Here is a 24,104-nt window from a genome sequence, read left to right as displayed (position 1 = left end):
GCATCCCCTCGGCTTCTCGTTCGTGCGGGGATCAGGCCAGCCGGTACACCCGCTCCGCGTTGGCGGCGAGGACGCCGTCCACCACCCCGAGTCGGTCCAGCGCCCACGCCGACACGGTGTCGAGCCAGCGGCCGTAGGGCCCCGACACCGGCCAGTCCCCTCCGAACAGCAGGCGCTCGGGGCCGAAGGCGTCCAGCGCCGTGTCGAGGAACGGCCGCAGCTGCGCGGCCGACCAGTCCCCCTGCGACTCGGCGGGCAGCCCCGACAGCTTGCACACCACGTTCGGGCGCTCGGCGAGGGCGGCGAGCGCCGACGCCCAGGGCGTCCCGGCAGCGGGGGCTGCGGCATCCGCGCTGCCCACCGCGGGCTTGCCGAGGTGGTCGAGCACGATCGTGAGGTCGGGCACAGCGTCGGCGAGCGCGACGACGTCGGGCAGCTGGGGCGCGCGGACGCACGCGTCGAACGTGAGGCCGGCGGATGCCACGGCCTGCGCCGACGCGCGGAACCCTGGTCGCACGGCGAAGCCGTCGGGTTCGGACTGCAGCAGCCGGCGCACGCCCACCACAAGGGGACGCCCCGCGTACACGGCGAGGTGGACGTCGGTCTCGGCCGGGTCCTCCAGCGGCGCACGCGCGACAATGCCGCGCACGCCGACCCGTGACGCCAGCGCCGCGACCCAGTCGACCTCGGCGATCGACTGCGCGGGCGCGCACTCGGCCTGCACGAAGACGAAACCGGGCGCGTCGGGGATGCCGGCGAGGGCGGCATCCAGCTCTTCAGGTCCGAAAGATCGGAGCAGCGGCCCTTCGAGCCAGTCGTACTCGAGGACTTCGGGGTCCCACAGGTGCAGATGGGCATCGACAGCGCGCATGCGCACCATCTTGACATCCGATGTCTACGATGGAGGCGTGGCCGTCACCGACGAAGCGATCTCGAAGATCAAAGACATGATCGTCAGCGGCGAACTGACTCCCGGTTCGCGCCTCCCTCCCGAGAAGGAGCTCGCCGAGCGCCTCGGCCTGTCGCGCAGCTCGATGCGCGAGGCGGTCAAGGCTCTGGAGGTCATCCGGGTGCTCGACGTGCGCCGCGGCGACGGCACCTACGTCACGAGCCTCGAGCCCAAGCTGCTGCTGGAGGCGATCTCGTTCGTCGTCGACCTGCACGACGACGACTCGCTGCTGGAGATCTTCGCCGTGCGCCGCGTGCTCGAATCGCATGCGACCGGACTCGCGGCCCAGCAGGCCGAGGAGTCCGACGTCGCCGAGCTCGAAGCCGAGATCGCGGCCGTCTCGCTCGAGACGGACATCGACTCGCTCGTCGAGCACGACGTGCGGTTCCACGCGGGGATCGCCCGCCTCGCGGGCAACGACTACCTCGCCAGCCTGCTCGAGAGCCTCACCGGCCAGACCGTCCGTGCGCGCGTGTGGCGCGGGCTCACCCAGGCGGGCGCCGTCGAGCGCACGCTCGCCGAGCACCGGGCGATCCTCGACGCGATCGCCGACCACGACATCGACCTCGCGACCTCGGTCGCCCAGGTGCACATCGCGGGCATCGAGCGCTGGCTGCGCCAGGCCCGCGACCGCTCCTGAATCGGCGCGAACGGGCGCCGCCGCCCCGGCGGGGCGTCACGGCCGGGCCCGCGGGCATCCGGCGCTCAGGCGTCGCGCGAGCGCCAGAGCAGCCAGACGAAGTACGGGGCGCCGATCAGCGCGACGACGAGCCCCGCCGGAAGCTGGGCCGGCGCGATCACCGTCCGCCCGAGGGTGTCGGCCGCGCCGACGAGCACCGCGCCCAGCAGCACCGCGACCGGGATCACGCGGCTGTGGCGCGCACCGACGAGAGCGCGCGCGGCGTGCGGCGCGACGAGCCCGACGAACCCGATGACCCCCACCGCGACGACGCTCAGGGCCGCGAGCACCGCCGCCGCGACGAGCAGCAGCAGCCGGGTCCGCTCCAGCCGGATGCCGACGAGCCGCGGCGTATCCTCATCCATCGCGAGGATGTCGAGGTCGCGGCGGTGCGCGAACACGAACGGGAGCGCGATGACGAGCACGATCGCGAGCGGGATCACCTGCTCCCAGATGCGGCCGTACGTCGTCCCGGACAGCCACGTGTAGATCTTCGGCGTGTCCCAGGGGTTCGAGCGCAGCAGCACGAAGGTCGTCAGGGCGACCGCGCCGTACGAGACGCCGATGCCGATGAGGATGAACCTGTCGGCGCTGAGACCGCCGCGCCACGCGAGGCCGTACACGAGCGCGAAGGCGACGAGCCCGCCGATCACCGCGGCGACCAGCATCCCGAACGTGGTCGCGGTGGCGCTCGTCACGACCAGCACGGCACCGAGCCCCGCGCCGCCGGTGATGCCGAGCAGGCTGGGATCGGCCAGCGGATTGCGGCTCACCGACTGGGTGACGCTCCCGGCGAGGCCGAGCGCCGCCCCCGCGACCACGGCCGCGATGACCCGGGGTGCGCGCTCGTCGAGTGCGAACGCGATGCGCGCGGGAGCAGCATCCTGAAGCCACAGCAGGATGTCTCCCGTCAGGAGCCGTGTGCTGCCGAGGAGCATTCCGGTGAGCACGATCGCGACGAGCGCGACGGCGCCGACGACCACGACGATGACGAACCTCCGGCCGCTGCGCACGCCGATGCGGATGGTGGGCGGGCGGCGAGTGGGCCCGGAGTCGCGCAGTCGACGCGCCATGACCACCAGCACGATCGCGCCGAAGACGGTCGTGGCCACGCCCGTCGGAACGGCGATCGCGCCTTCGGGGCCGATGAGGGCGCGCAGCAGCGCGTCGGCCAGGATCACGACGATCGCACCGATCAGGCCCGAGAGCGGAATCAGCAGGAGATGCCGGCCGAGCGCCGGCACCACGCGCGCCAGCAGCCGGGCGAGGACGGGCGCGCACAGGCCGACGAAGCCGATGGGCCCGGCGAGCGTCACGGCCGTGGCGGTGAGGAGGACGGCGAGGAGGATGCCGCCGATCCGCGTCGACCGGATCGGCACGCCGAGCGACGACGCCGTGTCGTCGCCGAGGGCCAGCACGTCCAGGCGGCGCGACAGGACGAGGGCCAGCACGACCGCGACGACCACGACGGGCGCCGCGCGCAGGAAGCTCTCGAGCCCGAGCTGCGACAGGCTGCCGCTGCCCCACGCGAGCAGCCCCTTCGTCTCCTCCGAGAACAGCACGAGCAGCGCCGACGTGCCGGCCTGGAAGGCGAGGGCGAGGGCCGAGCCGGCGAGCACGAGACGTGTGGTCGAGGTGCCTGCGCCCCCGGCCAGTCCGAGCACCAGCGCGGCAGCCACGAGCCCGCCGGCGAACGCGACGAATCCCGAGGCCCAGATCGGCACCGCGATCCCGAAGGCCGCGACCGCGGTGACGGCCAGGTACGAGCCGGCGGTGACGCCGAGCGTGTCGGGCGAGGCCAGCGCGTTCCGCGACAGCGACTGCATCAGCACACCCGCCACGCCCAGTGCGATCCCCACGGCGACCCCGGCCGCGAGCCGCGGGACGCGGGATCCCCAGAGCACGTCGGCCTCGGCGAAGACCGCGCCGCTCGTCCCCTGCGTGAGATGCCAGCCCGCGACCAGCACGAGCGCGACGACGAGGGCGAGCAGGACGCCGATGGCGGCGCCGGTCGTTGAGCGAGCCGCACGGGCAGGAGCCGCGCCCCCGCCGCGCACCGCCGGGTGCGCCGCATCCGCCGCGCCTCCCGCTTCACTCGACGCGCGAGCGGCGTGCTCGCTCAACGACCGACCGCTCACCGGGTGATCGCGGCGACGTAGGCGTCGATGATCTGCTCGGCCGAGCGGGGACCGCCGAAGGTCCAGATGCCCCCGGGGAACGCGGCGATACGGCCTTCTGCGACGGCCGGGATCGAGGCCCACGCGGGGTTCTCGGCTGCGGCGTCGACGAAGCTCTCCGAGTCGGGATCGACCGTGCCGGTGTAGAAGAGGTTGGCGTCGCCGATCGTGGTCATGCCCTCGATGTCGGTCTGGCCGAGGCCGTAGGCCGCGTCCACCTCGCCGGTCCAGGCGTTCGTGAGGCCGAGCTCCTCGCCGAGCTCGCCGACGAGCGAGCCTTGACCGAACGGCCGCAGCGAGACGTTGCCGCCGTCGACCCAGCCATCGAAGTAGACGAAGTCCGTCACTGCGGGCGCGGCACCGGCGACCTCGTCCTTCGCATCGGCCAGGTGCTGCTCGAATTCGTCCTTCACGACGTCGGCGCGCTCGGTGCGACCGGTCGCCTCGGCGATCAGGTCGAAGGTGTCGAGCATCTGCCCGATCGGGTCCTCGGCGTTCGCGCCGAGCGTCGCGAGCACCGGCACGCCGTACTTCTCCAGCTGCGCGATGATCGCGTCGTCGCGGGTGTAGGCCTCGACGATCACCAGGTCGGGCTCGGTCGCGAAGAGCGCGTCGAGGTTCGGCTCCTGGCGTGTGCCGACGCTCTCGACGCTTTCCGGCAGCTCCTCGGCGGTGTCCCACGTGCGGTAGCCGTCGGCATCGGCGACCGCCACCGGCGTGAGGCACAGCGACAGCACGTCCTCGATCTGCTGCCATTCGAGCACCGCGACCTTCTTCGCCGGCTGGTCGAGCGTGACCGTGCGGCCGAACGCGTCCGTGAGCTCGACCGGATCGGTCGACGTCGTCGTGGCGTCCTCTGCACAGCCGGCACTGGCCGACACCGTGGTGTCGGTGTCTGGCGAGGCGGCGACCTGGGTCGTGCCGCACGCGGTCAGCGCGAGCGAGAGGGCGCCGAGGACGGCGAGGGCGGCGATGGGCTTGGTCATGTCGGACAGGCTCCAGGGCTGGTGGGATGGGGAGGGTGCAGGCAGAGTCGAGGAGCCGGCGGGCTGCGCCGGCGAGTGTGTCAGGCCGTCAGTGCCGCGCCGCGGCGGACGCGCTCGTGATGACGGCCGCGCGGGATCACCCGCACGCGCCCGGTCGCGTCATCCACCGCCGTCTCGATGCGGAAGCCGTAGACCTCGGTGAGGTTCTCCGCAGTGAGCACGTCGTGCGGCGCGCCAGTGGCGTGCACCCGGCCACGGCACATCAGGACGACGTCATCGGCGACGGCAGCGGCGTGGTCGAGGTCGTGCAGCACCACCCCGACCGCGGTGCCCTGGTCGGCGAGATCGCACACCAGGTCGAGGGTCTCGATCTGGTAGCGCAGGTCGAGGTGGTTGGTGGGCTCGTCGAGCAGCAGGATGCCGGTGCTCTGCGCCAGCGCGGTCGCGAGCCAGACCCGCTGCAGCTCCCCGCCCGAGAGCTGATCGACCGGGCGATGCCCCATCGCCGTGAGCCCGGTCAGGTCGAGCGCCCGGTCGATGGCTTCGCGGTCGGCGTCGGTGACACCGGAGAAGCGGCCGCGGTGAGGGTGGCGTCCGTAGGCGACCACATCGCGCACCTCGAGTCCCGACGGGTGCGGGCGCGACTGCGAGAGCATCGCGACGGTGCGGGCGAACGCCCGGGAGGAGAGGGATGCCGCGTCGCGCCGCCCGGCTGCGCCGTCGATGTGGATCGAGCCGGCGTCGATCCGGTGCAGGCGCGCGAGGGCCCGCAGGGCCGTCGACTTGCCGCTGCCGTTCGGACCGATCAGAGCGGTGACGATGCCGGGCCGCAGGTGGAGCGACACGTCGTGGACCACGCGGGTGCGACCGTAGCTGAGCGCCAGGGCGTCGCCGTGCAGCTCATCCGTCGGTCGTGCGGGCCCGCCATCCGTGGTCATGTTAGGGAAGCCTAAGCTATGTTGCTTCCAGGCTCCAAGATCGTGACGTAACGCAGCCGCGGGGAATGCCACCACCCCTGCCGCTGCGCCGCCCCGGGGCTACGCGAAGCGGACGGTGTGCTGCAGGCGGGTGCGGACGTCGAAGACCTCGTTGCCGCCGATGTCGCGTGCACCCGTGATGCCGCGGCGAAGGACGGTGGCCAGCGCGCTGCGGGCGACGATGGCGACGTGCACCCCGCGGATCCTGCCGAGCTCCTGGATCGCCGTCGGCACGTCCTCGTCGGGCAGCACGACGAGCGCACCGCTGAAGCGGACACCGGCGGCACGGGCGACGGTGCGCATGTGCGTGAGCAGCTCGGCGATCGGCGCACCCGGCACACCGGGACCCGAGAACTCGCCGCGGCGCAGCCCCACCGGCCCGCCGAAGTCTTCGGACAGCACGCCGTAGAGGCCGCTGGGGCCGAGCACGATGTGGTCGATCTTGTCGTCGGAGCCGGCGCCACGGCCGCCGGCGGCGATGTCGTGCCACACGGTGTAGCCCATGCCGAGGTCGGCGACGATGCGGGCGGTCGCCTCCTCGGCGAGCGCGTCGGCGAGCAGGCGGCGCAGCGCGACCGGCGCCGAACGCACCAGGGCGGGGTCGTACGGGTCGGCGAGCGTGACACCGCGGCCGGCCCACTCCCGGATGAGGTTCAGGTACCGCTCGCGCCGCCAGCCGCCGGGCTGACCGAACGAACGGGCCCGCGGGCGCGTGTCGGTGCGGGCGGCAGGCGGACGCCATTCCGACCACTCGGGGGCGGCGGCCTCGCCGAAGCCGTGCCCGCGATCGTACGCGGCGCGAGCCTCCGGGGTGCCGACGAGCTCCCACGCGCGCTGCACCTGGATGAACACGGCCGCGTCGCCGCCGGTGTCGGGGTGGGTCTGGCGCAGGCGCAGCCGGTAGGCCTTGCGGAGCGTCTCCTCGTCGACGCCGGGGTCGACGACGAGCACCTCGTAGGCCGACGCCGAGAGCGGACTGTCGAACACGCATCCTCCCCTGGGACCGCGACGGCGCGGCCCGGACGGGGCCGCGCGGATTTCCGCAGATCAGGCTACGTCACGCTGCGGGGTCCGGGAGCCGTTCGTTGCGGCGCGCGTACGCGGCGGCGCTGCGGCTCGACAGCGCGAGCAGCACCAGGATGTCCAGCGCGAGCGGCACGAACGTCTCGTCGACGCGGATCTCCTGGCCCTGCACCCACCACGCGAAGAAGGTGGTCGAGATCGACATCACCGACAGGATCATCACCGCCACGCGCGCGAAGTTGCTGCCGCGCAGCACGAAGACCGCGAACAGCACGTCGAGGGCGACCGAGGCGACCACGATGCCGAGCACGACCCACAGCGCGGCCTGTCGCGTGTCGGCGTCGGCGCCGTCGACGCCCTCCAGCACGAGCTGCACGTCGGGGTCCGCGAGGATGTCGCGCCAGACGACGGCGATCGCTCCGCCGACGAGAAGGCCGGCGACCGCACGCAGCAGCACCAGCACGCCGCCGGCGATCGTCGACGCCGGGCGCGGCATGTCAGGGTCGTGGTGCACGGGCCGCAGCAGCCGCGCCGCCGGCTCGTACGCCGGGCGCTTCAGCGGCTCTCCGGCGACCCCGGAACCTCCCGGCGCACCGCCGGTCACCCCGTCTGCCGGCGCGCCCTCGGGCGGCGGCATCCCCTCATCGCTCATGCCGCACCCCCGTCGACCGCGCGCACGTCGACGATCGGGAGATCGCCGTCGGTGCGGATGCTGTCGCCGCCGCCGTTGCGGGCGTGATAGCCGGTGGCGAAGTCGGCGATGACGTCGACGGCCACGCGAGGGTCGGCGCTGCGGACGGTGCTCACGATGTGGTCGCGCTCGACGTCGGTGTCGGCGTCGATCTTGTGCGTGACCTGCAGCGTGAACAGCGACAGTCCGACGCGGGTGTCGAAGGTGCCCGCAGCGAGCCAGTCGACCCGGCGACCGCCGGGCAGCAGCCAGTCGTCAGGACACCGCCAGAACCGGACGTGGTGGCGCTGCGCGGGGTTGCCGGCGACCTCCTGCTGGTACGCGAAGTCCTGCTGCCGGCCGAACAGGAACAGCGGGCTGACCGGCGCCTCGTCATAGCTGCGGCGCCTGATCGTCGACGAGATGATCCGCCACGACGAGCCGAGCGTCACCGGGTCCGCCCGTGTCCAGCCTGCGGCGGCGAGCGCGGCCTCGATCTGCTCGCCCGTCCCCTGGAACGCGAGGTTCACCGGGTCGCCCAGCAGTCCGTCGCTCGTGCGCGTGCGGCCGATGAAGTAGTCCGGCACGTAGATCGTGGTGAGGATGCGGTGCAGCCGCGGCAGCACGAGGTAGGCCAGCAGCCCCCAGAACGCGAGGAAGAACGGGATGCCCCACCACCCCACGTGGAAGGTCTCGGTGAGGCTGAGGTAGGCGAGCCAGATCGCCGCCACGCCCGCGAAGACGAAGAAGAACCAGTCGACCGCGACCCCGATCGAGTACGTGCGGCGGCTGGTCACGATCGGCTCCGTCAGCCCCAGAGCGGGATCGAGGGGCGGAACGAGAGGGCGGATGCCGCCAGCTCGGGCGGCAGTTCCGCCAGCGTCGCGGGAGACCAGTGCGGGTCGCGGTCCTTGTCGATCACCTGCGCCCGGATGCCTTCGGCGAGGTCGGGCTGCGTCGTCGCGAACCACATGACGAGCCCGTACTCCTGCTCCAGCGCCGCACGGAGGCCGGGCAGCTCGCGGGCGCTGCGGACAGCGGCGAGCGTGACGGCGAGGCCGGTCGGCGACAGCTCGCCGAGGAGGTCGGCGGTCGCCGTCGCCTCCGGCTCGGGGCGCGCGCGCAGCCGCTCCACGATCTCCGCCACGGTGCCGGCGGCGAACGCATCGTCGATCCAGGCGCGGGCGTCCTCGAGCTTCGAGCGCGGCGGGGTCTCGTCGAAGAGGAGCACGAGCTCGGCCAGCGACGGGTCGGCGCGCGTCTCGAGCGCGTCACGGAAGCCGTCGAGGTTCTCATGCGGCACGAAGTGGTCGGCGAACCCGGCATGGATCGCATCGGATGCGTCCATGACGGCGCCCGTGAGCCCGAGGTACTCGCCGAGCCGGCCGGGCGCGTGGGCGAGCAGCCACGTGCCGCCGACGTCGGGGGTGAAGCCGATGCGGGTCTCGGGCATCGCGAGCTGCGAGCGCTCGGTCACGACGCGGATCGACGCGTGGCCGGCGACGCCGATGCCGCCGCCCATCGTGATGCCGTCGGCGAAGGCGACGAACGGCTTGGGGTACTCCGCGATGCGCGCGTTGAGCGCGTACTCCTCGCGGAAGAAGACGGCCGCGTCCTCGGCTCGGCCGCTCGTGACCTGCTCGGCGAGACCGCGGACGTCGCCGCCCGCGCACAGCCCCCGCTCCCCGGCGCCGTCCAGCAGCACGGCGTCGACGTCGGGGTCGTGCTCCCACGCGTCGAGCGCTTCGTGCAGGCGCTGCACCATGCCGAGGTCGAGCGCGTTGATCGCGCGAGGCCGGTTCAGGGTGAGGCGTCCCAGCCCTGCCCGCGCACGGACGAGGACGGTGGGCTCGGCGTCGGCAGCGGGGTCGGTCACGTGCGCAACGTTACCGGGCGACGCGGACCGGCGAGCAGGGCAACTTCTCTCACGGTGACGCTGGATTTCCGCCAGGATGGGACGGAGTGCCGCGACGGGGCGGCTCTCGCCCCATACGACGAGAGGGTTCGGCATGCCCGACGGCCAGTCGCTGGAGTTCTCAGGTGTCACCAAGCGCTTCGGCGCGGTCACCGCGGTGTCGGATCTCTCGGCACGCGTGGAGCCGGGACGTGTCACCGGATTCCTCGGACCCAACGGCGCCGGCAAGACCACGACCCTGCGGATCCTCCTCGGCCTGGTGCGTGCGACGAGCGGCCGCTCGACGATCGGCGGCCGGCGCTACGCCGAGCTCGACAAGCCCCTGCAGACGGTGGGGGCCGTGCTGGAGGCATCCAGCTTCCATCCGGGGCGCACCGGTGCTGCCCACCTGACCATCTACGCGCAGGCGGCCGGGATCCCGAAGCGTCGCGTCGAGGAGGTGCTGGGCCTCGTCGGACTCGGGGATGCCGGCGGCCGCAAGGTCGGCGGCTACTCGCTGGGCATGCGCCAGCGGCTCGGCCTCGCCTACGCGCTGCTCGGCGACCCGGGCGTGCTGGTGCTCGACGAGCCCGCGAACGGGCTGGATCCCGAGGGCATCCGCTGGATGCGCGGCTTTCTGCGCCAGCTCGCCGCCGAGGGGCGCACGGTGCTCGTCTCGTCGCACCTGCTCGCCGAGGTGCAGCAGACCGTCGACGCGCTGCTGATCATCTCGCGCGGACGCCTCGTGTTCGAGGGATCGATCGACGACCTCGCCGACCCGTCCGAGTTCGCCACCGTCGTCGACGCGCCCGACCGTGCCGCGCTGACCGCCGCGCTGTCGGCGGCGGGTCTGCCTCACGAGGTGCTGCGCTCGGGCCTCACCGTGCGCGGCGCGGATCCCACCGCGGTCGGCGCGGCCGCTGCCGCCGCCGGGGTCGCGCTGTCGGCGCTGCAGCGCCGGGGCCCGGCGCTCGAAGAGGTCTTCCTCGACCTCGTGAACGGCACCCGCGTGCATCCCTCGGCTCCCGGCGTGGGCGCGATGTCGCCCGTCGGCGAAGGAGCGGGGGTGGATGCCGCCCCCGCCGCCGCGGCGCCGGTCGAAGCCGCGGCGCCCGAGGCGGCGCCCGTCGCGGCCGGGGTCGCGCTCGCCGCCGCCGGTGGTGCGGCGCCGGGACGCGAGGCGGAGCGGGAAGCCCGCGAGGCGGACGAGTCGGCGCTGGCGTCGGCCGAGCTCGAGGCCGAGGCGACCGGGGCTCCCGGCGCCGCCGCGGCGCTCGGAGCGGCCGCCGGAGCGGCCTGGGCCGCGGAGCGCGCGGACGAGCCCGAGACCGGGACACCGGAGGCGGTCGCGTCCGAGGCCGGGCCGGAAGCGGTGGCCGCTGCGGCGGCCGGGCCCGAGTCGATGCCCGCGGCGGCCGGCGGCCCCGAGGCGGAGGAGCCGACTGAGCCGGGGGCCGAGGCAGAGGCGGAAGCAGTGGCTGCGCCCGAGTCTGAAGGTGCGCCCGAGGCTGAGCCCGAGCGTGTGCCAGCGCCGGAGCCCGCGGTCGAGCCCGAAGCGGTCGCTGCGACCGAGGCGGAAGGGGCGCCCGAGCCCGAGCAGCCTGAGCCCGCGACGGGAGCGCCCGAACCTGAGCCCGCGGCCGAGACCGGGGCCGAACCCGAACCTGCCGCCGAGCCCGCGGTCACGACCGGTGCGGGGTTCGCGGTGGCGAGCACCGGAGTGATCGACATCGTGCCGCCCGCCGAACCCGAACCCGAACCCGAGGCCGACGCCCCCGAGGCCGACGCCCCCGAGGACGCCGACCCCGACGTCGAGGAGATCGGCGCGATCGACGACGAGCTGTCGACCCCTGAGCCGCCCGACGAGGACGACGACAGGCCGTGGGAGAACTACGTGAAGACCGACGCCGACGTCGAGGCCGACGCCTTCTTCGCATCGTTCGACAGCGGAGCCGATGAGCCGGCCGATCCGGAGACGACGCAGGACCACGGCGTCCCGTCTGCAGACGACGCGATCGAGCCCGACCCCGGTGAACCCGCGGAGGCCCGGGCGGACGAGCCCGCCGCCGCACCCGAACCCGCAGCGGACGAGGCCCCCGAGGCGTGGGTGCCGCCCGAGGCGGAGGCGTTCGAGGATGCGCAGGAGGCGGCATCCACCCCCTCCCCCGGCAACGATGACGGCGGTGGGGACGACGACACCGGCTCCGACGACCACGAAGGGGGCCGGCGATGAGCCTCACGGCAGCGACCCGCGCTGAGACGACGAAGCTGTTCTCGACGAGCATCTGGTGGATCCTCGCGATCGTGCTGTTCGCGTACGTGGCCTTCACGTCGGGCGCGCTCGGCTTCGTGTTCTCGATGTCGGCCACCGGCTCGCTGCCGGGCGAGGCGACCAGCACGCCGCCGCTTCCGGAGGAGGTGCTGCCCGCGACGCTGTACAGCACCGCCACCGCGGTGGGATACGTGTTCCCGCTGCTGGTGGGCACGCTCATGGTGACGGCGGAGTTCCGGCACAAGACGCTGACGCCCACGTTCCTCGCGACGCCGCGGCGCGGTCGCGTGCTGGTCGCGAAACTCGCGGTCGGCGTCGTGCTCGGAGCGCTCCTGGGCGTGGTCGGCGTGGTCGCGTCGGTCGGCGTGTCGGCGGCGATCCTGTCGGGCTTCGGGCTCGAGACCCAGTTCACCTCGTCCGACACGTGGGCGATGGTGGGGCGGATGCTGCTGGCCTACGTGCTGTGGGCGCTCATCGGCATCGGGGTCGGCGCCCTCGTGCGCAACCAGGTCGGCGCGATCGTCGGCGTGCTGGTGTTCACGCAGTTCCTGGAGCCGATCGGCCGCACGGCCGCCGCGTTCGTGGACGGCCTCTCGGATGTCACCCGGTTCCTCCCGGGCGCGGCGAGCGACGCGCTCGTCGGCGCCAGCGTGTACACCGTCGCGGCGACCGGCACGGTGTCGTCCGACGCGCTGGAGTGGTGGGCGGGTGGCCTCGTGCTGCTCGGCTACGCGATCGTGTTCGTGGTACTCGGGCACCTCGTCAGCTGGCGCCGCGACGTCAGCTGACGCGGGTCGGCGAGAACCGGTCGCTGAGCCTGTCGAAGGGGTCAGACGGCCGGCGCGGCCGCGGGGGCCTTGCGCTTGCGGGGCTTCTTCTCGGGCACCGCAGGCGTGCTGCCGGTCTCGGCCGCGATCTCGACGACGTCGACCGGCTCTTCGGCGACCTCGACGCGCAGCGCCTGCACGAGGGCGAGCCCGTGCCGCGTCGTGAGGATCACCCGCTGGAACTCGGGGTGCCCCTCGAGGTCGATGACGACGCTCGGGCGGTGACGGCGGATGACCGCGAAGTCCTCGCCGCCGGCGGAGCGCCATGTGCCCATCGCGATGACGCCGCGCACGTGCGTGCCCGGGCTCGGGATGCCGCGCAGCCAGGTCCACGCGTCGTCGGTGAGCTGGACCTTGGTGATCGTCGAGCGATCGATGACGACATTCCCCTTGTGGAATGACAGGGCGCGCTCGGACACCGACAGCACGACCTCGAGCTGCGTCGAGTCGAGCAGCAGTGTCACCATGTGCCTAGTCTGCCAGCGCCGTCGGCGTGATCCAGGCTGATTTGCTTACGGGAGGGCAACGATCCCGGGCCCCGACCCCCGGACTCGGTGCGAGACTGGACCGGTGACCGTCGCGTCCCCCACCGTCGTCTCCCCGTCGGCCGCCGAGGTCGACCTCGCGCTCGAGCGCGCCGCCACCGGTGCGCGCCTCGATGCCTCCAACGCCGAGACCCTGCTCGGCGCGACGGGCGAGCAGTTCGCACGCCTGCTCGCGCTGGCGTCCGAGATGCGGGATGCCGGGCTCGCGGCATCCGGTCGTCCCGGTGTGATCACGTACTCGCGCAAGGTCTTCGTCCCCCTCACCACGCTGTGCCGCGACCGCTGCCACTACTGCGTGTTCGTCGACACCCCCGGCCAGCTGCTGAAGAAGCACAAGCCCGCGTACATGTCGCCCGAGCAGGTGCTCGCGGTGGTCCGTCAGGGCCAGGCGCTGGGCTGCAAAGAGGTGCTGCTCACCCTCGGCGACCGGCCCGAGGAGCGGTGGCCCGAGGCACGCGCGTGGCTCGACGAGCACGGCTTCGCGTCGACCATCGAGTACGTGGCCCATGTGGCGCGAATCGTCACCGCCGAGACCGGGCTGCTCGCGCATGCGAACCCCGGTGTCATGTCGGCCGACGAGCTGCGGCTGCTGCGCCCCGTCGCGCCGTCGATGGGCATGATGCTCGAGACCACGTCGCGACGCCTGTACGAGGAGCCCGGCCAGGTGCACTTCGGCTCGCCCGACAAGGACCCCACGGTGCGCCTGCAGGTCATCGAGGACGCGGGCCGCGCGCACGTGCCGTTCACCACCGGCATCCTCGTCGGCATCGGCGAGACCGTGCGCGACCGCGCCGAGTCGCTCGTCGCGATCCGCGAGGCGCACGAGGGCCACCAGGTCGACGGCCAGGGCCACGTGCAGGAGGTCATCGTCCAGAACTTCCGCGCCAAGCCACGGACGGCGATGCAGGGAGCACCTGACGCCGAGCTGCTCGAGTACGTCGCCGCGGTCGCGGTCGCGCGGCTCGTGATGGGCCCGCGCATGCGCATCCAGGTGCCGCCCAACCTGTCGGACCCGGCCGAGTTCGACCTGCTGGTGCGGGCCGGTGCCGACGACTGGGGCGGCGTCTCCCCCCTCACCGCCGACCACGTCAACCCCGAGCGGCCGTGGCCGCACCTGTCGGACCTCGCTCGTATGACCGCCGACCTCGGCTACGAGCTGCGCGAGCGCCTGACGGCCCAGCCCGAGTTCGTGCAGGGCGCCGACACGTGGATCGACCCCGGACTGCGTCCTGCGGTCGCGGCACTGGCCGACCCTGAGACGGGGCTGGCGGCCGAGGTCGTCAAGGATTCAGGAGACACGCCGGTGGGCGGCGCCCCCGGCGATCGGCACACCCCTGATCTCCTGAATTCTCGACGCGGGCAGGACGTGCGTCGCCTGGCCGAAGCCGCGGCGGCCGACCCGCTCGCACTCGACGACGCCGAGTGGACCGCACTGCTCGAAGCCTCGGGCGAGGACCTCGATGCGCTCGCGGCGACCGCCGACGACGTGCGCCGCTACACGGTCGGCGAAGCGGTCACCCTCGTCGTCAACCGCAACCTCACCTCGTCCGGCCTCGGCACGGCGTTCGCCCTCGACGACGTCGCCGCCATCGCGGCCGACGCGTGGGACCTGGGCGCGACCGAGATCTGCGTGCAGGGGATGCTGCCGCCCGAGGCCGACCCTGCCGGGTACGTCGACATCGCCCGGGCCGTGAAGAGCGGGGCCGCCGGCATCCACCTCCACGCGTACCGCCCGCAGGATGTGCGGGACTTCGCCGACCGTTCGGGGCTGGGGCTCGACGCCGCTCTCGCGGCGCTGCGCGAGGCGGGCGTCGACACCGTGCCGGGCACCGGCGTGAAGGTGCTGAGCGAACGCGTCCGCGGGCTCGTGGCGCCGGACGACCTGGAGATCGACCGTTGGGCCGAGGGGATCGCCGCGGCGCACCGGGCCGGGTTCCGCTCGACCAGCGTGCTGTTCTACGGCCACGTCGAGACCGCCGGCGAGCGCATCGCGCACCTGAGGCGGCTGCGCGAGATCCAGACGGCTACGGGCGGGTTCACCGAGTTCGTGCCGATCCCGCTCCCCGGTCCCGCCGGCGGCGTCGCGCTCGTGCCCGGGCGCGCTCCGCTGGACGAGCACCGGGCGATGGTCGCGGTGTCGCGGCTGCTGCTGTCGGGCAGCATCCCGCACGTGCAGATCCCGTGGACGCGTGTCGGCCGTGAAGCCTCGGTCGTGCTGCTGCAGTCCGGTGGCGACGACCTCGGCGGCACGCTGCTGGACGGCCGGGTGAAGCCCGAGGCGGGCATCGAGTTCGGGCAGGAGCTGCCGGTCGCCGACGCATCGGCGATGGTCGCGCGGCTGTTCCGCCCGTTCCGGCTGCGCACGACGACCTACGGGCAGGTGCACGGATGACGCGCGTCGATGTCGCGATCGTCGGAGCCGGGTTCGCCGGCATCGGCATGGCGATGGCGCTGCGCCGCGCGGGCATCGACGACGTCGTGCTGCTCGAACGGGCGCCGTCCGTCGGCGGCACGTGGCGCGACAACACGTACCCCGGCATCGCGTGCGACGTGCCTTCGCACCTGTACGGATTCGCGGCGCACCCGAACCCGTCGTGGTCGGGCACGTACGCGCGGGGGGACGAGATCCGCGCCTACCTGGAGCATGTCGTCGACACCGAGGGTCTGCGCGACCGCATCCGCCTGAACACCGCGATGCGCGGCGCCCGCTGGGATGCTCAGCGCGGGGCGTGGCTTCTCGACACTGCGATCGCGAGCGGCCCCGCCGGACAGGTCACCGCGCGCGCCCTGGTACTGGCCTGCGGCCGCCTCACCGAACCGGCCATCCCCCAGCTCGCGGGGCTCGAGACCTTCCCGGGTCCGATGTTCCACTCGGCACGGTGGGACCACGACGCGCCGCTCGCCGGCCGCCGCGTCGGCGTCGTCGGCACCGGTGCCAGCGCGATCCAGATCGTGCCCGAACTGGCGCGGACCGCCGCCCACGTGACCCTGTTCCAGCGGACGCCCGCCTGGATCGTGCCGCGCGGCGGCGACGTCTACTCCGACACCGACCGCGACAGCTTCGCTGCGCACCCTGAAGCGCTCGAAGCGCTGCGCGCCGACCTCTACGCCGAGGGCGAGGCCCGATTCGCGTCGCGCTCGGGCGACTCGGCCGCCGCCGCGGAGGCGGAGGCGATCGCCCGGGCGCACCTGGAGTCACAGGTCCCCGACCCGGCGCTGCGCGCCCTGCTCACGCCGGACTACGCGTTCGGCTGCAAGCGGGTGCTGCTGTCCGACGACTTCTACCCCGCCGTCGCGTCCGATGCCGTGACGCTCGTCCCCTCGCCGCTGGATCGGGTCGACGGCCCGACGATCGTCGCCGCCGACGGCTCACGGCACGTGATCGACGCGCTCGTGCTGGCGACCGGGTTCGCGTCGACCCGTCAGCCGTACGCCGACCTCGTCGTGGGCGAAGAGGGGCAGACGCTCGCCGCGCACTGGTCCGGCGGCATGACCTCGTTCGCCTCGACGGTCGTCGCGGGGTTCCCGAACCTCTTCGTCCTCAACGGCCCCAACGCCTCGCTCGGGCACTCGTCGTCGGTGCTGATGATCGAGGAGCAGGCCGGCTACACCGCCCGCGTACTGCGCCGTCATCCCGGCCGCGTGCTGCGCGTCGACCCTGCCGCGGAACGGGCCTACACCGACGAGATCGCGCGAGCCGCGGCATCCACCCGCTGGATGACGGGGGGATGCCGCAACTGGTACGTCGACGAGCGGTCCGGGCGCCTCACACTGCTGTGGCCGGGCACGGTCGACGCGTTCCGCGCGCGGCTGGCGCGCGCCGACGGGTCGGAGTTCCTGCCCGAGCCCGCACTGACATCCACCTTCGAGGGGAGACCCGCATGATCCCGCTGCGCTTCGGTTACAAGGCCTCGGCCGAGCAGTTCGGCCCGGCCGAACTGCTGGACTACGCCGTCCAGGCCGAGGAGGCCGGGTTCGACTCGGTCTTCATCTCGGACCACCTGCAGCCGTGGCTGCACGACGGCGGCCATGCGCCGGCATCCATCCCGTGGCTCGGCGCGCTCGGCGCCCGCACGTCCCGCGTGCTCATCGGCACGTCGGTGCTGACGCCGACGTTCCGCTACAACCCCACCGTGGTCGCGCAGGACTTCGCGACGCTCGGCGTGCTGTACCCGGGGCGCGTGATCCTCGGCGTGGGAACCGGCGAGGCGCTCAACGAGGCGAACCTCGGCATCGCGTGGCCCGACCCGCCCGAGCGGTTCCAGCGGCTGAAAGAGGCGATCGGGCTCATCCGGCAGCTGTGGTCAGAGGACCGCGTGACCTTCGACGGCACGTACTACCACGCGCACAACGTCACCATCTACGACAAGCTGCCGCAGCCGGTGCCGATCTACATCGGGGCCGCGGGGCCCGCTGCGACGCGCCTGGCCGGACGCATCGCCGACGGCTTCATCACCACGAGCGGCAAGAAGCGCGAGCTCTACACCGACACGCTGCTGCCGGCGCTGCACGAGGGGCTCGAGAAGGCCGGCCGCCCCGCTGACGCCATCGACACGCTCATGGAGGTGAAGGTGTCTCTCGCGCCCACCCTCGACGAGGCGCGCGAGAAGACCGGCTTCTGGGCCCCGCTGGCGCTCACGCCCGAGGAGAAGATGGGCGTCGACGACCCCATCGAGATGCAGCGCCTCGGCGAGCAGCTGCCGATCGAGCGCACCGCCTCGCGCTTCATCGTGTCGGACGACCCCGACGAGCACGTCGAGCGCATCGGCTGGTACATCGACCTCGGCTTCCGTCACCTGGTGTTCCACGACCCGGGTCACGACCAGGGCACCTTCCTGCGCATGTACGGCGAAGAGATCCTGCCGCGCCTGCGTACGAAGTACGGCGCGTGAGCCCGCTGTTCCGGCGCCGCGGCAGCAACTCCTCAGGATCGGCCCCGGCACCTGCAGCTCTCGGCGAGTCGCCTGCGTCGCCCGCCGATCCTGCGGAGTTGCGGACGCCGCGCTGGGTCGTCGTGGTGCCGGTCAAGCCGTCGGCGCACGGCAAGTCCCGCCTCGACGTACCGGGGGTGGCCCGCAAGGACCTCGCCCGGGCGATCGCGCTCGACACCCTCGAGGCGGCGACCGCCTGCGACGACGTCGCGCAGGTCGTGGTGGTCACCGACGATGCGGCCCTCGCCCGCGACGCGGCGATGATCCCCGCCCTCCGGTTCGTGCCCGAGGGTGACGCCCGCGGGCTCGACGCCGCCGTGGCCGCCGGGGTCGCGGCGATCGACCCAGGCGGCCGGATGCCGCGTGCGGCGCTGCTCGGCGACCTGCCCGCGCTGCGTCCGGACGATCTGGGCGACGCGCTGCGGGCCGCGGCATCCCTCCCCCGCGCCGTCGTGCCCGACGCCGAAGGCACCGGGTCGACGCTCGTCACCGCCGGCGTCGGAGTGGAGTGGACGTCGGCGTTCGGCGACGGCTCGTTCGCGCGTCATGTCGCGCTCGGGTGCGAGGCGCTGCAGATCCGGGATGCCTCCACCCTCCGCCGCGACGTCGACACCGCCGCGCAGCTCGTCGCCGCCCGCGCCCTGGGCCTCGGCCCGCGCACGGCTGCCCTGCTGGAGAGCGCCGCGGTCTGATCAGCCGCCGGGGCAGTCGCAGACGCTGCCGCTGTAGCACGCGCACGGCGGCGGGCCTGGATCGACGTGCTCGACCGGGGCGACGGGAGCCACCGTGGAACGCACGTTGGTGAACAGTCCGACGGCGAAGAATGCGCAGGCGGCGGCGATGAGGAGTGCGAGCACGAAGGCGACCCAGCGCTGGGCGACCGCCGCCGCGACGGCGGCTGCCCCGAGACTGATCGCGATGCCGACAAACCACCGCCACACCGCGACCTGTTCATGCATGGAGGGCTCAGAGCCCAGCGCATTGCCCAGCGCCAGCGCGAACAGCCGCCCGAAGGTCATGAGGCCGAGGACGAAGCCGGAGACCACGGCGGTCCAGGCGACGAGCGCCACCCAGAAGCGCCACCCCAGCCGGGTGGCGGCGATCGTGCCGGCAGGCGGAGCGGTCGTCATGCCGCGAGACTAGCGGTGACCACAACGGCTTCCCCGAGATCTTTGTTGTCACTCCACAAGATGCGCTCCCGTGAGCCCCGTTAGCCTGGCGGAATGAGCGACTACCAGGTGCTGGAGATGGGCGGCCTCGACGAGTGGCGGGGGCACTACGGCGGCTTCACGCCCGAGAAGTCGCGTGACGGCCGGCGCATCGTCGACCACGAGCTGACGATGCAGTACATCGGCATGAGCGCCAACGCCTTCGAGCCGGGCGAGGAGGCAGGCTACTGGCACGTGCACGAGCGCATCGAAGAGGTCTACGTGTTCCTCGCCGGGCGCGGCCAGATGGGTCTCGACGACGACGTCGTCGACGTCGGCCCCGGCACCGTCGTGCGCGTCGGCCAGGGCGTGTTCCGCACGTGGCGGGCGCTGCCCGACAGCCCGGAGCAGCTCCGCTGGCTGTGCCTGCGCGCCGGCGGCGAGGAGCTGCCGGAGCTCCCCGACGACAGCCGCCGCGCCCCCGAGCGCCCCTCACCGTGGAGCTGAACCCGCAGGACGCCACCCTCGCCGCCTACGAGCGCGGCGCGCAGCAGTACGCCGAGCGCACCGCAGCCGCCCCGGCTCCCGAGGTCGACGCGCTGCTGGCCCGCGTCCCGGCAGGGGCGCACGTGCTCGAGCTCGGCAGCGGGCCGGGAAGAGATGCCGCGGCCCTCGAATCCGCCGGCCTCACCGTCGACCGCACCGACGGGGCGGCCGCGTTCGTCCAGGCGCAGCGGGCCGCCGGCCACGCGGCGCGCGTGCTCGACGTGCGGGCCGACGACTTCGGCGGCCCGTACGACGCCGTCTTCGCGAACGCCGTGCTGCTGCACGTCCCGCGCACCGCGCTTGCCGGTGTGCTCGCCACCGCCCACCGCGCATGCCGCCCGGGCGGCGTCCTCGTCGCGAGCTTCAAGAAGGGCGAGGGCGAGGCCTGGACCCAGGTCAAGCTCGACGACCCGCGCCATTTCACCTACTGGGACGAGGCCGGCCTGACCGCCGCCCTGACCGCCGCGGGCTGGACGCCCGAGCGGGTGGCCGAGTCGACCCTCCCCGACTCGGTCGAACGGTGGATCACGGTGATCGCGCGGAACGCGGCATCCCTCCCCGCCTGACCGGGGCTCAGACCACCAGCAGGTAGACCGCTCCGACGATCGTGAAGCCGATGACGAGCTTCTCGAACACCGACTGCGGCATGCGGTCGGCGAGCCACCGGCCGAGGAAGGCCGCGACGACGACGAGCGGCACGAGCACGAGGTCGATGAGCAGGCCCGGCACCGTGATGATCCCGATCCCGATCGAGAACGGCACCTTGAACACGTTGACGATCGCGAAGAACCACGCCGCCGTGCCGAGGAACGCCTTCACCTCGAACCGCGCCGCGAGGAAGTACATCGACATCACGGGGCCGGCGGCGTTCGCGACCATCGTGGTGAACCCGCCGAGCGTGCCGTAGGTCGCGGCGGCGACCCGGTGCGAGCCGCCGTCCCCTTCGACCTGCGCGCCGACCCGTCGCCGCCACAGGGTGAGGGCGATCACCGCCAGCAGGATCACGCCGATCGTGCGCTTGACCCACAGGTCGTCGGCGAACCACAGGAACACGACGCCGACCAGCACGCCCGCGACGACCGCGGGCGCCAGGCGCACGAGGGTCTTCCAGTCCGCGTGCCGCCGGTACATCGTGACGGCGAAGATGTCGGCGACGATGAGCAGCAGCAGGAGCACGCCGGTCGACCGCTTCGCGGGGAGCACGGCGGCGAAGATCGCGACGGCGATGGTGCCGGCGCCGGGCACGGCGGTCTTCGAGAGTCCGACGACGACAGCGGCGACACCGAGCAGAGCCCACGCCCACCACGCCAGGTCGGGCAGCATCACGGTGCGTGTGCTTCAGGTCGAGCCGCCGCGAGCGCCGCGTCGGCGAGCGACGCCGAGCGGTCCGCATCCGTCATCCACAGCGGGCGGACCAGCGAACGGATGCCGCGACCCGAGACCTCTGCGGCCAGGTGCTCGTCCTCCTCGGCGATCAGCCACGCGTCGAGCACGCCGCCGTCCGCGCGGGCGCCGTACAGTGCCGCGACGGCCGCGGCGGAGGTCTCGACGCCGATCGCGGTGAGGCACACGTCGGCCATGCCACGCACGACCCTGCCGCCGATGATCGGCGAGACGCCCACGACCGGGGCGGCCGTGGCACGCAGAGCCTCGCGCACACCCGGCACGGCGAGGATCGGGCCGATCGACACCACGGGGTTCGACGGCGCGAGCAGCACCACGTCGGCGGCGGCGATCGCCTCGACGACGCCGGGGGCGGGGGTGGATGCCTCGACCCCGGGATTCTCGAAGGCCGCGGGCGCGAGCGTCGCGCGATGCCGCGTCCACCACTCCTGGAAGTGCAGACGGGTGCCGTCGTGCAGCACGACGATGGTGTCGACCTCGCTGTCGGTCATCGGCAGCAGTCGGGCGCCGAGCGGCCAGCGGTGCGACATGCGCTCGAGCACCTGCGTCGGAGTGAGTCCCTCGCGCAACCAGCCGGTGCGGGCGAGATGCGTGCCGAGGTCCAGGTCGCCGAGCGTGAACCACGGCCAGCCGGCACCCCACTCCTGCAGCTCGTGGTTGACCCGCTCGGTGTCGCCCTGGCGGCCCCAGCCGCGCTCGGTGTCGTTGACGCCGGCGAGGGCGTACGTGATCGAGTCGACGTCGGGCTGCAGGCGCACGCCCGAGAGCCACAGGTCGTCGCCGGTGTTGACGACGACCGTGAGGGCGGCGGCGGTGTCGGCGATGCCGCGGGCGCGCAGCGCGCCGCGGACGCCCATCACGAACCGGGAGCCGCCGACGCCGCCGGCGAGCACGACGATGCGGGGCGCGTGCGTCACGGGCCTTCAGGCCTGGGGCTTCACGTGGAGCTGCGGCAGCACACCGGTCTTCGGCGCGAACTCGTCGGACGAGTGCGGCAGCGGGAACTTCGCGACGGCGTCGATGAGCGCGTCGACCGTCTGCGCCTCGGCGACGATGTCGACGTCGAGGCCTGCGCGGCGCGCGTCCTTCGCGGTGCGCGGTCCGATCGCGGCGACCAGCGTGGTCTCGGGGAGCTCGGGGAACTGCTCGTGCACCTGCTGGGCGACCGAGCCGCTCGTCACGAGGATGGCGTTGATGCGGCCCGAGTGCACGTCTTCCGCGATGCGCTCGGTGACCGGGACGCCGACCGTGCGGTACGCCACGACGCTGCGCACGCGGTGGCCGGCGTCGGTCAGCATGCGCGTCAGGACCGGCTTGGCGATCTCGCTGCGGAGGGTGAGGATGTCGCGCGCCTCGGGCTCGAGCCCGATGAGCTGCTCGGCCATGCCGGCGGCGGAGTTGTCGCGCTCGGGGACCAGGTCGACCCGGTACCCGACGGCGAGGAGTGCCGCGGCGGTCGTCTCACCGACGGCGGCGACCTTCGTGGTGGGCGGCACGACCGCACGGTACGCGTAGAGCACGTCCACGGTCGTGGCGCTGGTGACCGTGAGCCAGTCGAACGCGCCGGCGGCGAGGTCTGCCAGCGCCTGATCGAGCGTCGCCTGATCGTTCGTGGGCGCGAAGTTGATGAGCGGGGCGATCACGGGGGTCGCGCCCTGACGCCGCAGGTTGGCCGCCACGCCGTCACCCCAGGGTCCGCCGCGGGGCACGAGGACGCGCCAGCCGGTCAGGGGCTTGACGGGCTGGTGCGATGCTGCGGCTGTGTTCATAAGGGGGTCGACTCTCGATGGTGCAAAGTCGGCCGCCCATGACGTTCGAGCAGCCGACGCGCGATTCGAATCGGGTTCGCGCGGACGGCAGCATACGCACCATTGCACTGCCTCGACCTCCGAGCATACCCCTCGTTCCTGAACGGACGGACGCCGTCCACGGCGAGGGCGCTGGAGCGTCAGCGGGTGTAGAGCCGGACCGCTCCCCACACGGCGGCGCCGATCGCCACGGCGCCCACGACGACCGCGACGGCGGCCAGGGCCGGGTTGCGACGGTTGAACGCCCGCGCCTGGGCGACGCGTTCGTCGACGACCCGTCCGACGCGGCGCGGCACGTTGGCCTTCTCCTCGATGGCGGCGAGTGCGGCCTTGAGCTCGGCACGGGCCTGCTCGACGGGGTCGGAAATGCCGAGCGGCACGGCGGTGCGGGGCACGGGCACGGGAGCCTCAGAGCTCATCGCGCACCTCCTTCACGTCCTGGGCGATCGATTGGACCGGGTTCTGCCGTTCGCCGATCTTGCGGAAGCGGAGGATGCCGAGCCATGCCAGCACCGCCGTCACGATCAGCATCGCGAAGAAGACGACGAGAGCCGACAGCCACACCGGCCACCACGACGACAGCCCGGCGATGACGAACGTGCCGAGCACCGGCACCGACCAGAACAGCACGAACAGCGCCGCGAACACCCACAGGGCGCCCCAGCCGCCGTCCTTCGCGGTGCGGGCCAGCCAGGCCTTGGCCGCGTCGATCTCGGCGATGACGAGGTTGCGGATCAGCTCCGGGACCTCGCCGAGGAGCGTGAGCAGGCTGTCGTCCGCGCGGTCGCGGAATCCGCGTCTGCGCGTCTCCACGTCAGGCCCCGCCCTGGCCGGTGGCGTCTTCTACGGCGTCGTCGACCGCGTCCTTCACAGCCTTGGCCGAGGTCTGCGCGGCCTTGCCGAGGTCGTCCTGCGAGTCCTTGCCGACCTTGATGGCGGCGTCGAGCTTCTGCCCGGGCGTGCCCTGGGAACCAGCGGCCTTCACGACCTTGACGCCTGCGTCCCACAGCGTCGACGGGAGGGCCATCGCCTGGGTCTTGGCGAAGTCCTTGACCTTGCCGACCTGTTCCTGCACGGGGTCGAGGTTCCACACCTTCAGCCACTGCGCCTTGATCTGCTCATAGCGCTCGCGCCCTGCGCGCGTGCCCAGGACATACCCGATGGCGAGTCCGATGACGAGTCCAGCTTTGCCCCTCATGGGGTCTCCTCACACTCGGTGTGCACCTGACGACCCTCCCCAGGGTAGCCCTGTATGCCGATTCCGGCAT

At 73.0% G+C, this 24,104-nt stretch carries 25 protein-coding genes; 9 read left to right on the top strand and 16 right to left on the bottom strand.

Annotated features, from left to right (window positions below; all coding sequences use genetic code 11):
* Positions 1 to 31: 31 nt before the first annotated feature.
* A complete protein-coding gene (locus ACFWJ8_RS06420) occupies positions 32 to 871 on the bottom strand; it encodes an amidohydrolase family protein (RefSeq protein ID WP_378809958.1) in 840 nt (279 codons plus the stop codon).
* 37 nt (positions 872 to 908) lie between these two features.
* Between ACFWJ8_RS06420 and ACFWJ8_RS06415 the strand changes: the two genes are divergently transcribed.
* Positions 909 to 1,589 (top strand): FadR/GntR family transcriptional regulator, encoded by a 681-nt coding sequence (locus ACFWJ8_RS06415; RefSeq protein ID WP_378809957.1) that lies wholly within the window; start codon positions 909 to 911, stop codon positions 1,587 to 1,589.
* A 65-nt stretch (positions 1,590 to 1,654) separates the two neighbouring features.
* On the opposite strand, the gene ACFWJ8_RS06410 is transcribed toward ACFWJ8_RS06415, so the two are convergent.
* From ACFWJ8_RS06410 to ACFWJ8_RS06380, 7 genes are all read right to left on the bottom strand, one after another.
* The gene (locus ACFWJ8_RS06410) at positions 1,655 to 3,751 is read right to left on the bottom strand and encodes an iron ABC transporter permease (RefSeq protein ID WP_378809956.1); all 2,097 of its coding nucleotides are present in this window, start codon (positions 3,749 to 3,751) and stop codon (positions 1,655 to 1,657) included.
* Between the two features lie 11 nt (positions 3,752 to 3,762).
* Positions 3,763 to 4,791 carry an ABC transporter substrate-binding protein gene (locus ACFWJ8_RS06405; protein ID WP_378809955.1) on the bottom strand — a complete coding sequence of 343 codons (1,029 nt, stop codon included), beginning with the start codon at positions 4,789 to 4,791 and terminating at the stop codon, positions 3,763 to 3,765.
* 80 nt (positions 4,792 to 4,871) lie between these two features.
* Positions 4,872 to 5,729: an ABC transporter ATP-binding protein gene (locus ACFWJ8_RS06400; protein WP_378809953.1), complete on the bottom strand. Its 858-nt coding sequence runs from the start codon at positions 5,727 to 5,729 to the stop codon at positions 4,872 to 4,874.
* 99 nt (positions 5,730 to 5,828) lie between these two features.
* Positions 5,829 to 6,755 (bottom strand): DnaJ domain-containing protein, encoded by a 927-nt coding sequence (locus tag ACFWJ8_RS06395; protein ID WP_378809951.1) that lies wholly within the window; start codon positions 6,753 to 6,755, stop codon positions 5,829 to 5,831.
* Positions 6,756 to 6,825: 70 nt separating this feature from the next.
* Positions 6,826 to 7,443: a hypothetical protein gene (locus tag ACFWJ8_RS06390; protein ID WP_378809950.1), complete on the bottom strand. Its 618-nt coding sequence runs from the start codon at positions 7,441 to 7,443 to the stop codon at positions 6,826 to 6,828.
* Positions 7,440 to 8,258: an LssY C-terminal domain-containing protein gene (locus ACFWJ8_RS06385; RefSeq protein WP_378809948.1), complete on the bottom strand. Its 819-nt coding sequence runs from the start codon at positions 8,256 to 8,258 to the stop codon at positions 7,440 to 7,442. Before ACFWJ8_RS06385 ends, ACFWJ8_RS06390 begins: the two co-directional genes overlap by 4 nt.
* Before the next feature lie 11 nt (positions 8,259 to 8,269).
* On the bottom strand, positions 8,270 to 9,337 hold the full coding sequence (locus ACFWJ8_RS06380; protein ID WP_378809946.1) for an enoyl-CoA hydratase/isomerase family protein: 1,068 nt from the start codon (positions 9,335 to 9,337) through the stop codon (positions 8,270 to 8,272).
* A 133-nt stretch (positions 9,338 to 9,470) separates the two neighbouring features.
* Here ACFWJ8_RS06380 and ACFWJ8_RS06375 point away from each other — a divergent pair, with 133 nt between their 5' ends.
* Positions 9,471 to 11,588, top strand: a complete 2,118-nt coding sequence (locus tag ACFWJ8_RS06375) for an ATP-binding cassette domain-containing protein (protein ID WP_378809944.1) — start codon at positions 9,471 to 9,473, stop codon at positions 11,586 to 11,588.
* The gene (locus ACFWJ8_RS06370) at positions 11,585 to 12,415 is read left to right on the top strand and encodes an ABC transporter permease (RefSeq protein WP_378809942.1); all 831 of its coding nucleotides are present in this window, start codon (positions 11,585 to 11,587) and stop codon (positions 12,413 to 12,415) included. The genes ACFWJ8_RS06375 and ACFWJ8_RS06370 overlap by 4 nt, the downstream gene beginning before the upstream one ends.
* 41 nt (positions 12,416 to 12,456) lie before the next feature.
* Here the strand turns inward: ACFWJ8_RS06370 and ACFWJ8_RS06365 are convergent, their stop codons facing one another.
* Positions 12,457 to 12,921 carry a hypothetical protein gene (locus tag ACFWJ8_RS06365; RefSeq protein ID WP_378809941.1) on the bottom strand — a complete coding sequence of 155 codons (465 nt, stop codon included), beginning with the start codon at positions 12,919 to 12,921 and terminating at the stop codon, positions 12,457 to 12,459.
* A gap of 103 nt (positions 12,922 to 13,024) precedes the next feature.
* Between ACFWJ8_RS06365 and cofG the strand changes: the two genes are divergently transcribed.
* From cofG to cofC, 4 genes are all read left to right on the top strand, one after another.
* A complete protein-coding gene (gene cofG / locus ACFWJ8_RS06360; RefSeq protein WP_378809939.1) occupies positions 13,025 to 15,391 on the top strand; it encodes a 7,8-didemethyl-8-hydroxy-5-deazariboflavin synthase CofG in 2,367 nt (788 codons plus the stop codon).
* Entirely contained in the window at positions 15,388 to 16,884 is a 1,497-nt protein-coding gene (locus ACFWJ8_RS06355) for a flavin-containing monooxygenase (RefSeq protein ID WP_378809937.1), read from the top strand. Before cofG ends, ACFWJ8_RS06355 begins: the two co-directional genes overlap by 4 nt.
* The gene (gene fgd, locus ACFWJ8_RS06350; protein WP_378809935.1) at positions 16,881 to 17,891 is read left to right on the top strand and encodes a glucose-6-phosphate dehydrogenase (coenzyme-F420); all 1,011 of its coding nucleotides are present in this window, start codon (positions 16,881 to 16,883) and stop codon (positions 17,889 to 17,891) included. Before ACFWJ8_RS06355 ends, fgd begins: the two co-directional genes overlap by 4 nt.
* A 98-nt stretch (positions 17,892 to 17,989) precedes the next feature.
* Entirely contained in the window at positions 17,990 to 18,622 is a 633-nt protein-coding gene (cofC, locus tag ACFWJ8_RS06345; RefSeq protein ID WP_378809933.1) for a 2-phospho-L-lactate guanylyltransferase, read from the top strand.
* Here the strand turns inward: cofC and ACFWJ8_RS06340 are convergent, their stop codons facing one another.
* Positions 18,623 to 19,060 (bottom strand): hypothetical protein, encoded by a 438-nt coding sequence (locus ACFWJ8_RS06340; RefSeq protein ID WP_378809931.1) that lies wholly within the window; start codon positions 19,058 to 19,060, stop codon positions 18,623 to 18,625.
* A 93-nt stretch (positions 19,061 to 19,153) separates the two neighbouring features.
* Here ACFWJ8_RS06340 and ACFWJ8_RS06335 point away from each other — a divergent pair, with 93 nt between their 5' ends.
* Together ACFWJ8_RS06335 and ACFWJ8_RS06330 are read left to right on the top strand one after the other, a co-directional pair.
* Positions 19,154 to 19,585: a cupin domain-containing protein gene (locus ACFWJ8_RS06335; protein WP_378809930.1), complete on the top strand. Its 432-nt coding sequence runs from the start codon at positions 19,154 to 19,156 to the stop codon at positions 19,583 to 19,585.
* Positions 19,576 to 20,190: a class I SAM-dependent methyltransferase gene (locus ACFWJ8_RS06330; protein ID WP_378809928.1), complete on the top strand. Its 615-nt coding sequence runs from the start codon at positions 19,576 to 19,578 to the stop codon at positions 20,188 to 20,190. Before ACFWJ8_RS06335 ends, ACFWJ8_RS06330 begins: the two co-directional genes overlap by 10 nt.
* 7 nt (positions 20,191 to 20,197) lie before the next feature.
* Here the strand turns inward: ACFWJ8_RS06330 and ACFWJ8_RS06325 are convergent, their stop codons facing one another.
* The 6 genes from ACFWJ8_RS06325 to ACFWJ8_RS06300 form a co-directional block, all read right to left on the bottom strand.
* Positions 20,198 to 20,947: a sulfite exporter TauE/SafE family protein gene (locus tag ACFWJ8_RS06325; protein ID WP_378810091.1), complete on the bottom strand. Its 750-nt coding sequence runs from the start codon at positions 20,945 to 20,947 to the stop codon at positions 20,198 to 20,200.
* Positions 20,947 to 21,945 (bottom strand): 2-phospho-L-lactate transferase, encoded by a 999-nt coding sequence (gene cofD / locus ACFWJ8_RS06320; RefSeq protein ID WP_378809927.1) that lies wholly within the window; start codon positions 21,943 to 21,945, stop codon positions 20,947 to 20,949. Before cofD ends, ACFWJ8_RS06325 begins: the two co-directional genes overlap by 1 nt.
* Before the next feature lie 6 nt (positions 21,946 to 21,951).
* Positions 21,952 to 22,797, bottom strand: coding sequence for a uroporphyrinogen-III synthase (locus ACFWJ8_RS06315; RefSeq protein WP_378809925.1), 846 nt, complete (start codon positions 22,795 to 22,797; stop codon positions 21,952 to 21,954).
* 179 nt (positions 22,798 to 22,976) lie between these two features.
* Positions 22,977 to 23,255, bottom strand: a complete 279-nt coding sequence (locus ACFWJ8_RS06310; RefSeq protein ID WP_378809923.1) for a hypothetical protein — start codon at positions 23,253 to 23,255, stop codon at positions 22,977 to 22,979.
* Positions 23,245 to 23,649 (bottom strand): phage holin family protein, encoded by a 405-nt coding sequence (locus ACFWJ8_RS06305; RefSeq protein ID WP_378809921.1) that lies wholly within the window; start codon positions 23,647 to 23,649, stop codon positions 23,245 to 23,247. The genes ACFWJ8_RS06310 and ACFWJ8_RS06305 overlap by 11 nt, the downstream gene beginning before the upstream one ends.
* A 1-nt stretch (position 23,650) precedes the next feature.
* On the bottom strand, positions 23,651 to 24,034 hold the full coding sequence (locus tag ACFWJ8_RS06300) for a hypothetical protein (protein WP_378809920.1): 384 nt from the start codon (positions 24,032 to 24,034) through the stop codon (positions 23,651 to 23,653).
* Between the last annotated feature and the right edge of the window lie 70 nt (positions 24,035 to 24,104).

It is taken from the genome of Microbacterium sp. NPDC058389 (assembly GCF_042722305.1).
Classification (GTDB): Bacteria; Actinomycetota; Actinomycetes; order Actinomycetales; family Microbacteriaceae; genus Microbacterium.
Note: the sequence above shows the minus strand (reverse complement) of the source record. Positions and strands in the feature narration are given on the sequence as shown.